This window comes from Sulfitobacter sp. PM12 (genome assembly GCF_045586035.1).
GTDB lineage: Bacteria > Pseudomonadota > Alphaproteobacteria > Rhodobacterales > Rhodobacteraceae > Sulfitobacter > Sulfitobacter pontiacus.
In genome coordinates this window covers 2,519,757-2,532,778 of sequence record NZ_CP151529.1, presented here as the reverse complement: position 1 = coordinate 2,532,778, position 13,022 = coordinate 2,519,757, and the positions used below count along the sequence as shown (strand labels likewise).

Genomic DNA, 13,022 nt, shown 5'->3' with positions numbered 1-13,022 from the left:
ATGCAATGGCTGCTGGAAATCATACGACGCTGACCACACCGCGTTTTGACACGCCGGTTAAGGTTCTGATCGTCATTTCGCCCTATTACTCGGACATCGCCGAGGGTTTGCTGAAAGGCGCCAAGGCAGAGCTCGAGGCCGCCGGGGCTGAATGGGACGTGGTGGAAATGCCCGGCGCGCTGGAAATCCCGACCGCCATCGGCATCTCTGACCGCAAGAGCAATTTCGACGGCTACGTGGCGCTTGGCTGTGTCATCCGCGGCGAGACGACCCATTACGAGACCGTGTGCAACGACAGCAGCCGCGCTTTGCAGCTGATGGGGTTGCAGGGCATCTGTATCGGCAACGGCATCCTGACCGTCGAGAACCACGAACAGGCCGCCGTGCGCGCTGATCCGGCGGGGCAAAACAAGGGGGGCGGTGCGGCAGCTGCGGCCTTGCATCTGATCGCGCTGAGCCGTAAGTGGGGCGACATTCGCAAAGACATCGGTTTCAAGCCGCGCTCGGATGAATATCTGATGGCGGGCGACAATGACGGACCCAAGACAGCATGACATCCTCCGCCGGCCTTTCGGGCAATCAAAAACGCAAGATGAAATCAGCTTCGCGGCTTTATGCCGTGCAGGCCCTGTTCCAGATGGAGCATTCCTCGCAAAGCTTTGACACCGTGCGCAAGGAGTTCCTTGAGCACCGCTTTGGCGCCACTTACGACGGTCAGGAAATGATCGATGGTGACATCCGGCATTTTGCAGACCTGCTTGAGACGGCGGTGAACTATCAGGCGGCGATTGACCAGATGACCGACCGTGCGCTGGTGGCTAAATGGGCCATTGCGCGGATCGACCCTACTTTGCGTGCCTTGTTCCGCGCCGCCGGTGCCGAGCTGCGCGCGCAGGAAACGCCGCCGCGGGTCGTGATCAACGAATATGTCGACGTCGCCCGTGCATTCTTTGAGGGGGGCGACGAGCCGAAGTTCGTGAACGCCGTTCTGGATCATATGGCCCGCGAAGCCCGTCCGGAAGAGTTCTGAGCCGGACAGGCTCAGATCATCGTCTTTGGTAGGCAGCGACGAGCCAGCGAAAAATCTGATATTTTCGGGAAAGTGTGACGGGACCACCGCTGCCGTTCTGTTCTATATTCCCGAGGACCTGTATGTACAGGTGGGCGCCAGATAAACGAACCAGGGCTCGAACAGAGCCAGCTCCCTCGGATTTGCTTAAGGCCACTGGAATGTAACTTTTACAAACAGGGCAGAACCCGTCACCCCCGTTAAGTAGGCGCGACCATAGCCTGCGACAAGGGGTATTCTAGCTTGGCTCGGTGTTTTCGACAAAGCGGTAGCGGGTCAGCTCTTCGGGCAGCAGCAGATAGATTTCATCAGGCGGCGTGACCAGCGCGTGCTGCATGACCAGCGGGTCGATGCCCATCTGATCCAGATAGGTCATGACCTCGCCTTGGCCGCGCTGGATGTCCTCCACCGCGACAAAGGCGGGCAGCAGGGTGCTTTCACCGAAGAAATGCTGGTGCACCCCGACAGAGGCATCCTCTGGCACGTCGCGGCTGGTGCCTGCGGCCAATAGATAGGGGCAGGCGGAATAGCAGATATCGCCGCTGCGCAGGGCGGTCGTGAGCTCAGCATCCCGCAGATACCGCCCCAGACGCAGCGCGTCTCTGACCGACCCACCGGGGGAATTCAGGATCACGCCCTCTGGTTGGGGATCAAGCGCGGAGATCTGTTTCTCGATGCGTTCGGCATCACCCGCCATGATGCCCCCTTCCAGCAGCACGCGCGCGCCGCCTTCGACCACGGTCAGGGTCAGCCGTTCGGGCAGGGGTGTGTCCGGCATGGGGCGGCCGCCGGGGCGGGCGCGGTCGGGTTGAAACCGGCGGGTTTGGTCGCCGGGGCGCGTGGGTTCGGTCAGCCCCGGGGCACGCGGGCCAAAGCCGGGCAGGCGCAGCCCCTCGTCCAGATCACCCCAAAAAAGCAGCCCCGCCAATCCCAGCTGAAAGATCAGAACGCCGCCCAGAACCCGTGCCACGGGAGGGCGTTTGGAAGGATCACGTCGCAGTTTCATGTGGTTTTCGAAGGCGTGCTAAGGGCAGGATTCTCGGTCACGATATCACGGGGCGCGCTTTCATCGCGGTCATCATGCGCGTCCTCATCAACAGATGTGCCCTTCATCGCCGCATCCATGTCACGCATCGCCAGCACCGCGGCCCGCAGTTCGGCGAGGGTGAGTGTTTCCTCGATCGCGCTGCCCTCGCGACCTTCGCGGATCGCGCCTTGGGTGATGGCGAGAATGAAGACCAACACGGCGGGCAACAGATCAATGGCAATCGCGCCAGCCCAGGAGGGCACGAAGTTGCGCGCGTATTTGATCACCGCATCGGCGCTGGAAATCGGGGTGTAGGTCGTCTCTGTTGGCGGGGCCATGGCCAGCACGTCTTGGGCTGCACGCTCCAGTGTTGCGGCACGTTGGGCCAGAACCTCAAGCACGGCACTGATGGTCGAGGCCTGATTGCCCCGCACCTCGACACTGCTGCCATCCAGTTCGGGCAGCACGACAGAGGCCGACAGATCTTGCGCGGCGCGTTCGACTAGCGGGGCGACTGACAGTTGCCGCAAGCGCGTGATCAACCCGGCAAGCCGTACCGCCTGTTCGGAAAATTCGACTGATCGCGCTTCCACCGGACCGGGCTCGACCGTCAGCGCACGCATCCGGCTGAGGATCTGGTTGCCCTCGACAAAGGCGTCATTGACCAGCGGGGTCTGGGTGGCGATCTGCGCCTCCAGCCCCGACAGCTCTGCCGATTTCTGACGCAGCACGCGGAACACGGCACCACGCCCCGCCAAGCCCGACAGCCCGCCCGTGGCCTCCTGTTCGCTCAGATCCTCGAAGCTTTGACGGACACGGGCAACGTCACGCTCCAGCCCTTGGGCGGAAAGGGTGATCTCATGCGCGCGCTCCAAGGAGCCTTGGTAATCCTGCACGGTCTCGGCCAGATGCTGTTCCACCGCTGCAGATCCGGCAAGGGCGGCGGCGTTCAGCCAGCTCGACATGGCGATGATCGCGACGCTTCCCAGCGACATGGCCCCCAACAGCCCGACCCGCGCACGGGCGCTGCGCACCGCCGGAAACAGGCGCAGCATATAGGACCAGAACACAAAGATGCCCACGGAAACAGCAGCGGAATAGGCGATCGCGGCAAAGGCCGACATCGCCCCGTTGTCATCCAGCAAAGACGATACCCCAAGATAGGTGTAGATGCCCGACGCCACCGCCAGTACCCCAAGCGCTGTGCCCGAAAACGTATCGAGCCAGCCTAGATGCCCTTCAAGTTCGCGCGCATAACGGATGCCGCGCTGTTGATGTGTCGAGTTTTCGCCGTCGCGCGCCATATGCCCACCCTGTTTTCTTTTGAACTAGATAGGTTGCGCGCTGCGGATTACCAAGCGCTTGCCTGATGTTCATGAATTGTTCATATTACCCCCATGACCCAGACCGACCTGATGACCGCCCCGACCTTGCAACCCGGACAGTTGATTGCCCGTGGTGTGACCCGCCAGCTTGCCGCACTCGGTTTCGCGAGCGTTGAGGAACTGGTGCCGACACGGGGGCTGCGTGTGGATGTGATGGCGCTTGGTCCCAAGGGGGAGATCTGGATCGTCGAATGCAAATCCAGCCGCGCCGATTTCATGTCCGACAGCAAATGGGACGGGTACCTCGAATGGGCCGACAGGTTCTTTTGGGCGGTGGATGCGGATTTCGACGTCGACCTGCTGCCCGAGGACACCGGCCTGTTTATCGGCGACAGCTACGGGGCAGAGCTCGTGCGCATGGGGCCGGAAACCCGACTGGCTGCCGCGCGCCGCAAAAAGATGACCCATCTTTTTGCCACCCATGCCGCGCGCCGGCTGCATATGTTGCGCGACCCGCATGCCATGCCGCAGTGGGGCTAGGGCACATCAATATTCCAAATGGAAACTATCCCGGGGGTGCCGCGCAAAGGCGCGGCGGGGGCTGGCCCCCATCCCGACCGGGCAACGTGCCTTATCGCTTGTTCTTGCCAGCTTTGCCCGCACGATGGGCAGCGGCCATAATCTCTTCCGCGATTTCAACGGCTTCATCCGTGGTGAAATCCATCGGGATCTCGATCCCGCCTTCCGCTTCGATGAACAGCCGGACCATGCCCTTATCGGTTGGCCCGATTTGCAGGTTGGCTTCAATGTCGCGTTCTGTGTCGATGCCCATGAGGTTTCTCCGAAACTGTGTCAGGTCCCGTACCCTGCGGCGCTGGAAATGGCAAGTTTTGCCATTCTCACCTGCGACAGGACAAATCGAAGTTTGCGACGGATATGTGCTTGCATTCCTTTTTCATGAACGCTAGATCGACCGCAGTGCCGCCTTAGCTCAGTTGGTTAGAGCGCCTGATTGTGGATCAGGAGGTCCCTGGTTCGAGACCAGGAGGTGGTACCACTCCCCCCCCCAAAAAAAAGACCACATGTCTGATGGGCGTGATGTATTTGTGCGCATTGCCTCGGCACTGTGGCGCATAGGCTGCGCGCGTTACTCGATCGTAACGCGCTGCCGCAGCTCGCCTGTCATCCGGTCAAAGATCAGAATCACATCTTCCTGTGTCACCACAGCATACCAGTCGGGGCCTTGGGTGAAGGTCACCGCTTTTTCGCCGTCGGGCAGGGTGATAGAGGCCGGTAAATCGGGGCTCTTGTTCGAGAAGCGGATGACAAGTAGCCCGATCACGACTAGAAGGCCGAAAATCATTGTGGCGGTCAGCACCGTCACCAGCCGCCGCAGGAATTTGATGTTCGGGGGCTCGGAAGGATCAGTCATGTCGCACCGTCAAATTACGTTTACCATCGCGGACAGCCCGCCACCTCGCCTTGATAAGGCGCTTGCGCGCGATGTGCCAGAGGATGCGAACCTGTCGCGCACACGGCTGGGGCGTTTGCTGGAACAAGGGGCCGTGCGTGTCGACGGGGCAGTGGTAACCGACCCGCGCAGCCGTGCCGAAGCGGGGCAGCAGATCACCGTCGATGTGGAAGAGGCCGAAGACAGTCATATCCTCGCCGAGGAAATCCCGTTGGAGGTCGTCTTTGAAGACGCGGATCTGATCGTGATCAACAAGCCCGCAGGCATGGTGGTTCACCCTGCGCCGGGCAGCCCGTCGGGGACGTTGGTCAATGCGCTGCTAGCGCATTGCGGCGATGACCTGTCGGGGGTGGGCGGCATGAAACGTCCAGGCATCGTGCACCGGATCGACAAGGATACCTCGGGTCTGCTGGTTGTCGCCAAGTCTGACGCAGCCCACCACGGGCTGGCCAAACAGTTCGAGAAACACACCGTTGAACGCTATTATCAGGCCTTGGTCTACGGCGTGCCGGATGCCAACGATCCGCGCTTACGGGGGGTGAAGGGGGCCAGCTTCGAGCCGGGCAATATCCTCAAGCTCACCACGCAGCTGGCGCGTCACCGTACCGACCGTCAGCGTCAGGCCGTGTTCTTTCAGGGCGGCCGCCACGCCGTGACCCGTGCGCGCACCGTTGCGCGGCTTGGCAATCCAGAGGTTCTGGCGCTGATGGAATGCTGGCTTGAAACCGGCCGTACCCATCAGATCAGGGTGCATATGGCCCATGCCGGTCACGCATTGGTGGGCGACCCGACCTACGGTGGCAAACGCAAGCTCGCAAAAGGTGCGGTCTCTGACACCGCCGCCGAAGCGGTGCGCAGCTTTCCGCGCCAGGCCCTGCATGCGGCGGTACTGGGGTTCGATCATCCGGTCACGGGCGACTACGTTCGCTTCGAAGCGCCGCTGCCCGGCGATATGACCGACCTGCTCGGGGCCGTAGGCTACAACTTGCCCTAGTGCACAGTTGTGTGATCGACCTGTAGTAAAACGGTTTTTTAAGGATTATTGGGCCCAATTCACCGTCCCATGCGTTAGGCTGGGCACTTGAAACGGAGCGGGGCCCTCTCCATATCTATGTTAATCCTAATAACATGGGCCCCGGAAATTGGGGAAAGGGACAAAGATGGCTAATTACGCAAATCTGCCAGCGCCAACACCGGAAGGCGGATTGAACCGCTATATGCAGGAAATCCGCAAGTTTCCCCTGTTGGAGCCGGAAGAAGAATACATGCTCGCCAAACGGTGGGTCGAAGAGCAAGACACCGAAGCCGCGCATCGCATGGTCACCTCGCACCTGCGTTTGGCGGCCAAGATCGCCATGGGCTACCGCGGCTACGGTCTGCCGCAGGCAGAGGTGATTTCAGAAGCCAACGTCGGCCTGATGCAGGCGGTCAAACGCTTCGATCCTGAAAAAGGCTTTCGTCTGGCGACCTACGCCATGTGGTGGATCCGCGCCTCGATCCAGGAATATATCCTGCGGTCTTGGTCGCTGGTGAAACTGGGCACGACCTCGGGCCAGAAAAAATTGTTCTTCAATTTGCGCAAGGCCAAGAACCGCATCGGCGCGCTGGAAGAAGGCGATCTGCACCCCGATAACGTCAAACGCATCGCGACGGACCTTGGCGTGACTGAAACCGAAGTCATCTCTATGAACCGCCGTATGTCGGGCGGTGATGCGTCCTTGAACGCCACGGTCGGCTCCGAAGGCGAGGGGACGATGCAGTGGCAGGACTGGCTGGAAGACGAAGACGCCGACCAGGCCACCGACTACGAGGAACGGGACGAACTGGAAACCCGCCGCGAGATGCTGGCAGAGGCGCTGGATGTGCTCAATGACCGCGAGAAAGACATCCTGACCCAACGTCGCTTGTCGGACCAAACGGTCACGCTCGAAGATCTGAGCAGCCAGTATGACGTTAGCCGCGAGCGTATCCGCCAGATCGAGGTGCGCGCCTTTGAGAAACTGCAAAAACGCATGCGTGATCTGGCCCGTGAAAAAGGTCTGATGGGCACCGCCTGATCGCCAGCCACGGTTTTGAACATTGATCCCCGCAAGGCGCGTCGCTTTGCGGGGATTTTTTATGCGCCCCTTGATGATCTGCTGCGGCTCCTCCTACAGTCGCGCGACACCAAACATCAGGGGATCACGATGAAAACGCTACGCTGGGGCATCCTCGGGGCTGCCCAATTCGCACAAGAACAGATGGCCCCGGCCATCCACGCGGCGAAAGGGGCCGAACTGGTTGCCCTCGCCACATCTCACCCTGACAAAGCCGCGCCATTTCAGGCCTTTGCCCCGCAGCTTGCAGTGCACAGCAGCTACGAGGCGCTGCTCGCCGATCCGGATATCGACGCGGTCTATATCCCACTGCCCAACCATTTGCATGTGGAATGGACGCTCAAGGCGCTGAAGGCGGGCAAGCATGTCTTATGCGAAAAGCCGATGGCGATGCAGGCGCAAGACTATGAGCAGTTGATCTCCGCACGCGATTCCACGGGCCTGCTGGCGGCCGAAGCCTTCATGATCGTCCATCACCCCCAATGGATACGCGCCCGAGAGATCGTGCAATCGGGCAGCCTGGGTCGGCTGCGCCACGTGGCGGTCAACTTCTCGTTCTTCAACGACGATACCGGCAACATCCGCAACGACCCCAAGGCCGGTGGGGGCGTGCTGCCGGACATCGGCACCTATGCCTTTGGCTGCACTCGCTTCGTCACGGGGCAAGAGCCGACCGCGATCTCCCATGCCGAGATCGACTATGAAAACGATGTCGATGTCTTCGCACAGGTCGCGGCCCGCTTCGACGGGTTTGACCTTTCCGCAACCGTGTCCATGCGTATGTTCCCGTTTCAGCAGGTCGTTATTCACGGCGAAAAAGGTATTCTGCGTCTGACCTGCCCGTTCAACCCGACGGTCTATTCCCAGGCCGAGCTGCATCTCGAGACCACACAGAACAGCACCACCGTCGAACGCTTCCCCGGCGTTAACCACTATGTGCAGCAGGTCGAAAACTTTGGCGCGTCAGTGACCGAGGGCGCGGCCTATCCCTGTCCGCTTGAATTCAGCCGCGGCACGCAACGCATGACGGATATGGCCTTTGCCGCTGGGGGTTGAGCCTTGGGGCATGCGCCCTACCTATAAGGGGTAACACGCAAGGGGGATGATCATGGCCGGAGGATGGGCGAAAGACGGCGCTGTCAGTGAACAGATCGAAGCGTCGATCAACGATGAACTGGCCCGCCTCAAGGCGCGCAAGGCCCCTCAGGGCGAAAGCCGCACCCATTGCGCCGAATGCGAAGAGCCGATCCCCGAGGCGCGCCGCCAAGCCTTGCCGGGCGTAAAGCTCTGCATTGATTGCGTGCGCGAACGGGACGGTCTGGCGCAGGCCCGCGGTGGCATCAACCGGCGCGGCAGCAAAGACAGCCAGCTGAAATAGCCAAAAGCAAAACGGGGCGCTGCATCTGCACCGCCCCGACCAATTTCCAAATGGTCTTAAATCCTCGCCGAAGGCATTAAACTCTTATGCCTTCCCGCCGGATCAATCCTCCATCGCTTCCAGTTCATCAATGAAGCCCGAAATCATCGACAGGCCCTTATCCCAGAACGCGGGGTCAGAGGCATCAAGGCCGAAGGGGGCCAGAAGCTCCTTGTGGTGCTTCGATCCGCCCGCTTTCAGCATATCGAAATACTTGTCCTCAAAACCCGGCTCGCCTTCTTCGTAGACCGCATACAGCGCGTTTACCAAGCCGTCGCCGAAGGCGTAGGCATAGACATAAAAGGGCGAATGGACGAAGTGGGGGATATAGGCCCAGAAGGTCTCGTAGCCGTCCATGAATTCAAACGCTGGCCCAAGGCTCTCGCCCTGCACCGACATCCACAGCGCGTTGATATCGTCTGGTGTCAGCTCTCCACCACGGCGGGCGTCGTGCAGTTTGCATTCGAAATCATAAAAGGCGATCTGGCGCACGACCGTGTTGATCATATCCTCAACCTTGCCGGCCAGCAGCACTTTGCGCTCGGCATTAGTTTTGGCCCCGTCCAGCATCTTGCGGAAGGTCAGCATCTCGCCAAAGACAGAGGCGGTTTCGGCCAAGGTCAGCGGTGTGGAGGATAACATCTCGCCCTGACCTGCGGCCAGCACCTGATGCACGCCGTGGCCCAGCTCATGCGCCAGTGTCATCACATCGCGCGGTTTGCCCAAGTAGTTCAGCATCACATAAGGGTGCACGTCGGTCACGGTGGGGTGGGCAAAGGCACCGGGGGCTTTACCCGGTTTGACGCCTGCATCGATCCAACCTTCGGTAAAGAAGGGGGCTGCGATTTCGCCCATACGGGGATCGAAGGCGTTATAGGCGTCCATGACGGTCTTTTCGGCCTGTTCCCAGCTGACGGTTTTGGGATCTTCCATCGGTAGGGGGGCGTTGCGGTCCCAGACCTGCATGGTGTCGAGGCCCAGCCATTTGCGTTTCAGCTCGTAGTAGCGGTGGCTGAGCTTGGGGTAGGCGTTGACCACCGCATCGCGCAATGCTTCGACCACCTCGGGCTCAACGTGGTTTGACAGGTGGCGGCCGGTTTGCGGTGTGGGCATCCCGCGCCAGCGGTCGATGACCTCTTTTTCCTTGGCTTGCGTGTTATGCACGCGGGCAAAGGTCCGGATATTGGCCTGAAACACATCTGCCAATTCGCGCGCCGCGGCTTCGCGCAGATCACGCGACGGGTCGGTCAGCAGGTTCAGCACGCCTTCGATGTTCAGCGGCTCGTCGTTTACCTCGAATTCCAGGCCGGCGATGGTTTCATCGAACAGACGCTCCCATGCGTCGCCGACGACGCCCAGATCATGCAGGAACTTCTCCATCTCGTCGGAAAGCTGGTAATCTTTCATCGCGCGGATACGGTCGAACACCGGCTTATACCGCGCCAGATCCGCTTTTTGACTTAGCAGGTTGGCAAGGTGGTCATCCTCCAGCCGGTTCAGCTCAAGCGTGAAGAATACCAGCGGCGTGGTAAAGTTGGTGATCTTCTCCTGCGCGTCCGACATGAATTTTGCACGGACGGAATCGGTGGTCAGCTGGTAATAGCGCAGCCCCGCGTAAGACATGATGCGACCGGCGATCTGGTTGATCTTCTCATTGCGCAGCACACAGTCCAGCAATTCGTTGGCATCCAGTTCGGCCAGTTTGCCTTCGTAATCTTCGGCAAAGCTGCGGCAGGCCTCTTCAAGCCAGTCCAGATCGCGCTTGAGCTCGGGCGCGTCTTCACCGGTGTACAGGTCGTCAAGATTCCATTCAGGCAGCTTGCCGAAGGCAGAGGCCCCGGAACCGGCGTTGGCATCAAGGACGGGGACGGGCAGTTGAAACATGAAAAACCTCTTTTTGACGTTAAATCTACCTAAGCACGGGTCCGCGGCAAAGCAAGGCGATGGCGGCGCGGATTAGCCGTAAATCCGCAGCATTTCTTCAAGATCGGCCAATGTGTTGGCTTCTTGCAGGGGCTTGTCCTGCCGCCAGCGCAGCATCCGCGGAAAGCGCAAGGCGACGCCTGATTTATGCCGCGTGCTGCGCTGGATGCCTTCGAAGGCGATCTCGAACACATGATGCGGGGTGACCTTGCGCACGGGACCAAACCTTTCGAGCGTATTCTTGCGCACCCAGGCCGTGATCTTGCGAAACTCGGCATCCGTCAGACCACTATAGGCTTTGGTAAAAGGCACCAGATCATTGCCGTTCCAGACCGCAAAGGTGAAGTCTGTGAACAGGTTGGCGCGTCGTCCTGACCCGGATTGGGCATAGATCATCACCGCATCAATGGTCAGCGGGTCCAGCTTCCATTTCCACCAATCGCCCTTCTTACGCCCCGCCAGATAGGGGCTGTCGGCACGTTTCAGCATGACCCCTTCGGCCTGCGCTTCGCGTGCGGTGGCGCGTTGGTCGGCCAGTGCATCCCATGTAGGGAAGGTCAGTTGCGGCGACAGGCGGATCGGCGCATCGTCGGGCAGGGCGGCGCAGGCCTGTTCCAGCAGCGCACGGCGCTCGGCAAAGGGGCGGGAGCGAATATCTTGGCCCTGCCATTCCAGCAGGTCGTAGGCGTGCAGCACCACAGGGGCTTCGGCCAGCAGTTTCTTCGGCACGATCTTGCGGCCAATCCGGGCTTGCAGCGCATTGAAGGAGGAGGGCGCAGGCTGACCGTCAGGCCAGACCAACAGCTCGCCGTCCAGAACCGTGCCGTCGGGCATGAAGTCCACTGCACGGGCGAGCTCGGGGAAGCGGTCGGTCATCAGCTCTTCACCGCGCGACCAGACGAAATAGGCACCGTCCCGCAGGATCAATTGCCCGCGGATGCCGTCCCATTTCCATTCGGCTCGCCAGTCTTGCGGATCCCCCAGTTCTTGCGGCTCGGCTTCCAGCCCATAGGCCAGATAGAAGGGATAGGGGCGCGATGCGTCGGCAGAGGCATCCTCTGCCTCTACCAGCCCATGCCATGTGGTGTCGTCGGGGTGCCAGTTCCCCATGAGGCGATGCGCCAGCTCGGGTTCGGGTTTGCCTGTGGCGCGAGACAGGGCGCGGGTCATCAGCTTTTGGCTGACGCCCACTCGAAACCCGCCGGTGATCAGCTTGTTGAAGATAAACCGTTCGGTCCCGCCAAGCGTCGCCCATGCGTCAAGGACAAAGGCTTTGCGGGCCTCTTCATCCTGGGTGTAAATCTCGCGCAGTGCCGCGATCCACGCGGCAAGCGATTGATCATCCTGCGTCGGGTTGGGGGGCAGAACGAGCGTGATCGTCTCGGCCAGATCGCCGACGATGCTGTAGCTTTCCTCGAACAGCCACAGGGGGATGTTCGCGCGCTCGGCGGCCCATTCGCGCAGCTTGGTGGTGGTGACGGCGCGTTTGGGGCGGCGGCCGGAAAATAGGACGATGGTCCATAGCCGGTCGTCATCCGGTGCCGCGCTGAAATAATCGGCCAGTGCGGCGACTTTCACTGTCGTCTTGGTGCTTTGGTCGATGGCGTTGAACAGCGCAGCAAACCGTTTCATTCGCTTGCGTCCTTATCGAGGGACTCACCTTCGAACTGGGTCGGCACAACCTGCGCTTGCCAGCCGCTATCGGCCAGAAACCGGCTGAAGACATCGGTGTAACCATGTGTCACATATATGTTTTCGGCTTCGGTTGCTCTGATCGCCGACAGCAGCCCATCCCAGTCCGCATGGTCCGAGATGATAAAGCCGCGATCGCCCGCACGACGTCGACGTACACCCCGCACGGCCATCCATCCGCTGGCAAAACCGGTTTCCTGCGGGCCGAATTTTTTCGACCACGCACTGCCCAAGGCACCGGGTGGGGCCAGCACAATCGCGCCGCGGTGATCCTTGGGGTTCAGATCCGCATCGGCGAGGATCGTGTCGGGCAGGGGGATCCCCTGATCGCGCATGACGCGGTTGGTGTTCTCGGTCGCGGTGTGGGTCAGGATCGGGCCGATGTCGGGGTCGAGCATCGATAGCAAACGTTGGGCCTTGCCCAAGGCGTAAGCCCCCAGAAACGCCGTTTTGCCCTGTGCCGCGCAGCCTGCCCACCATGCGTTAATCTCTGCCGCCACGGCGGCTTGCTCAGCCCAGCGAAACACCGGCAGGCCAAAGGTGCTTTCGGTGATGAAGTGATGACATCTCACCGGCTCGAACGGGTCGGACAGCCCGTCATTGACCACCTTGTAATCGCCCGAGGCAACCCAGACCTCGCCGTCGACCTCAACGCGTATCTGGGCAGAGCCGGGGACGTGGCCGGCGGGGTGAAACGACACCTGCGCCCCGCCGATCTGCCGCACCTCGCCATATGCGATGCCGTCAGCGGTGATGTCGCCCAAACGGTGGCGCATGACGGGCAGGGCGATGTCGGTGGCAAGGTAACGGTTCATGCCCCAGCGGGCGTGATCGGAATGCCCGTGGGTGATCAGGGCACGGTCCACAGGCCGCCACGGGTCGATATAGAAATCACCCGCGGGGCAATAAATGCCGTTTTCGTTGAATGTCAGAACAGGTTGCTTGGCCATGCGCATAAGCTAGCGGGGCGCGCGCGTTTGAACAGGGTGGGTGAGAAAATCC

General features: G+C 60.8%; 14 protein-coding genes and 1 tRNA gene. 8 read left to right on the top strand and 7 right to left on the bottom strand.

The window, feature by feature from the left end; all coding sequences use genetic code 11:
• The first annotated feature begins 5 nt into the window (after positions 1-5).
• A complete protein-coding gene (locus AADW22_RS12350; protein WP_009825038.1) occupies positions 6-554 on the top strand; it encodes a 6,7-dimethyl-8-ribityllumazine synthase in 549 nt (182 codons plus the stop codon).
• Positions 551-1,030 carry a transcription antitermination factor NusB gene (gene nusB / locus AADW22_RS12345; RefSeq protein ID WP_009825037.1) on the top strand — a complete coding sequence of 160 codons (480 nt, stop codon included), beginning with the start codon at positions 551-553 and terminating at the stop codon, positions 1,028-1,030. The genes AADW22_RS12350 and nusB overlap by 4 nt, the downstream gene beginning before the upstream one ends.
• Before the next feature lie 277 nt (positions 1,031-1,307).
• Here nusB and AADW22_RS12340 read toward each other — a convergent pair whose 3' ends face one another.
• Together AADW22_RS12340 and AADW22_RS12335 are read right to left on the bottom strand one after the other, a co-directional pair.
• Positions 1,308-2,075 carry a hypothetical protein gene (locus AADW22_RS12340; RefSeq protein WP_407473822.1) on the bottom strand — a complete coding sequence of 256 codons (768 nt, stop codon included), beginning with the start codon at positions 2,073-2,075 and terminating at the stop codon, positions 1,308-1,310.
• The gene (locus AADW22_RS12335) at positions 2,072-3,400 is read right to left on the bottom strand and encodes a hypothetical protein (RefSeq protein WP_407473821.1); all 1,329 of its coding nucleotides are present in this window, start codon (positions 3,398-3,400) and stop codon (positions 2,072-2,074) included. Before AADW22_RS12335 ends, AADW22_RS12340 begins: the two co-directional genes overlap by 4 nt.
• A gap of 93 nt (positions 3,401-3,493) precedes the next feature.
• Between AADW22_RS12335 and AADW22_RS12330 the strand changes: the two genes are divergently transcribed.
• Entirely contained in the window at positions 3,494-3,961 is a 468-nt protein-coding gene (locus tag AADW22_RS12330) for an MmcB family DNA repair protein (protein ID WP_009825034.1), read from the top strand.
• 91 nt (positions 3,962-4,052) lie between these two features.
• On the opposite strand, the gene AADW22_RS12325 is transcribed toward AADW22_RS12330, so the two are convergent.
• Positions 4,053-4,253: a DUF6324 family protein gene (locus AADW22_RS12325; RefSeq protein WP_005849205.1), complete on the bottom strand. Its 201-nt coding sequence runs from the start codon at positions 4,251-4,253 to the stop codon at positions 4,053-4,055.
• Between the two features lie 148 nt (positions 4,254-4,401).
• On the opposite strand from AADW22_RS12325, the gene AADW22_RS12320 reads away from it, so the two are divergent.
• Positions 4,402-4,478 (top strand) — tRNA-His (locus AADW22_RS12320).
• 90 nt (positions 4,479-4,568) lie between these two features.
• Here the strand turns inward: AADW22_RS12320 and AADW22_RS12315 are convergent.
• Positions 4,569-4,853 carry a DUF6476 family protein gene (locus AADW22_RS12315; RefSeq protein WP_037944608.1) on the bottom strand — a complete coding sequence of 95 codons (285 nt, stop codon included), beginning with the start codon at positions 4,851-4,853 and terminating at the stop codon, positions 4,569-4,571.
• Here AADW22_RS12315 and AADW22_RS12310 point away from each other — a divergent pair.
• From AADW22_RS12310 to AADW22_RS12295, 4 genes are all read left to right on the top strand, one after another.
• A complete protein-coding gene (locus tag AADW22_RS12310; RefSeq protein WP_407473820.1) occupies positions 4,852-5,886 on the top strand; it encodes an RluA family pseudouridine synthase in 1,035 nt (344 codons plus the stop codon). The two genes, AADW22_RS12315 and AADW22_RS12310, sit on opposite strands and share 2 nt — an antisense overlap.
• Before the next feature lie 166 nt (positions 5,887-6,052).
• Entirely contained in the window at positions 6,053-6,949 is an 897-nt protein-coding gene (gene rpoH / locus AADW22_RS12305; RefSeq protein WP_005849199.1) for an RNA polymerase sigma factor RpoH, read from the top strand.
• A gap of 129 nt (positions 6,950-7,078) precedes the next feature.
• The gene (locus tag AADW22_RS12300) at positions 7,079-8,044 is read left to right on the top strand and encodes a Gfo/Idh/MocA family protein (RefSeq protein WP_407473819.1); all 966 of its coding nucleotides are present in this window, start codon (positions 7,079-7,081) and stop codon (positions 8,042-8,044) included.
• 52 nt (positions 8,045-8,096) lie between these two features.
• Entirely contained in the window at positions 8,097-8,366 is a 270-nt protein-coding gene (locus AADW22_RS12295) for a DksA/TraR family C4-type zinc finger protein (protein ID WP_005849195.1), read from the top strand.
• Positions 8,367-8,468: 102 nt separating this feature from the next.
• On the opposite strand, the gene AADW22_RS12290 is transcribed toward AADW22_RS12295, so the two are convergent.
• The 3 genes from AADW22_RS12290 to AADW22_RS12280 form a co-directional block, all read right to left on the bottom strand.
• Positions 8,469-10,289: a M3 family oligoendopeptidase gene (locus AADW22_RS12290; protein ID WP_407473818.1), complete on the bottom strand. Its 1,821-nt coding sequence runs from the start codon at positions 10,287-10,289 to the stop codon at positions 8,469-8,471.
• 72 nt (positions 10,290-10,361) lie between these two features.
• Positions 10,362-11,960: an ATP-dependent DNA ligase gene (locus tag AADW22_RS12285; protein WP_407473817.1), complete on the bottom strand. Its 1,599-nt coding sequence runs from the start codon at positions 11,958-11,960 to the stop codon at positions 10,362-10,364.
• Positions 11,957-12,976 carry a ligase-associated DNA damage response exonuclease gene (locus tag AADW22_RS12280; protein WP_407473816.1) on the bottom strand — a complete coding sequence of 340 codons (1,020 nt, stop codon included), beginning with the start codon at positions 12,974-12,976 and terminating at the stop codon, positions 11,957-11,959. Before AADW22_RS12280 ends, AADW22_RS12285 begins: the two co-directional genes overlap by 4 nt.
• Between the last annotated feature and the right edge of the window lie 46 nt (positions 12,977-13,022).

Bases quoted from the DNA above. Each gene is read 5' to 3' on its own strand.
- AADW22_RS12350 (WP_009825038.1), top strand. From the start codon at position 6: ATGGCTGCTGGAAATCATACGACGCTGACCACACCGCGTTTTGACACG.
- nusB (WP_009825037.1), top strand. From the start codon at position 551: ATGACATCCTCCGCCGGCCTTTCGGGCAATCAAAAACGCAAGATGAAA.
- AADW22_RS12340 (WP_407473822.1), bottom strand. From the start codon at position 2,075: ATGAAACTGCGACGTGATCCTTCCAAACGCCCTCCCGTGGCACGGGTT.
- AADW22_RS12335 (WP_407473821.1), bottom strand. From the start codon at position 3,400: ATGGCGCGCGACGGCGAAAACTCGACACATCAACAGCGCGGCATCCGT.
- AADW22_RS12330 (WP_009825034.1), top strand. From the start codon at position 3,494: ATGACCCAGACCGACCTGATGACCGCCCCGACCTTGCAACCCGGACAG.
- AADW22_RS12325 (WP_005849205.1), bottom strand. From the start codon at position 4,253: ATGGGCATCGACACAGAACGCGACATTGAAGCCAACCTGCAAATCGGG.
- AADW22_RS12310 (WP_407473820.1), top strand. From the start codon at position 4,852: ATGTCGCACCGTCAAATTACGTTTACCATCGCGGACAGCCCGCCACCT.
- AADW22_RS12315 (WP_037944608.1), bottom strand. From the start codon at position 4,853: ATGACTGATCCTTCCGAGCCCCCGAACATCAAATTCCTGCGGCGGCTG.
- rpoH (WP_005849199.1), top strand. From the start codon at position 6,053: ATGGCTAATTACGCAAATCTGCCAGCGCCAACACCGGAAGGCGGATTG.
- AADW22_RS12300 (WP_407473819.1), top strand. From the start codon at position 7,079: ATGAAAACGCTACGCTGGGGCATCCTCGGGGCTGCCCAATTCGCACAA.
- AADW22_RS12295 (WP_005849195.1), top strand. From the start codon at position 8,097: ATGGCCGGAGGATGGGCGAAAGACGGCGCTGTCAGTGAACAGATCGAA.
- AADW22_RS12290 (WP_407473818.1), bottom strand. From the start codon at position 10,289: ATGTTTCAACTGCCCGTCCCCGTCCTTGATGCCAACGCCGGTTCCGGG.
- AADW22_RS12285 (WP_407473817.1), bottom strand. From the start codon at position 11,960: ATGAAACGGTTTGCTGCGCTGTTCAACGCCATCGACCAAAGCACCAAG.
- AADW22_RS12280 (WP_407473816.1), bottom strand. From the start codon at position 12,976: ATGCGCATGGCCAAGCAACCTGTTCTGACATTCAACGAAAACGGCATT.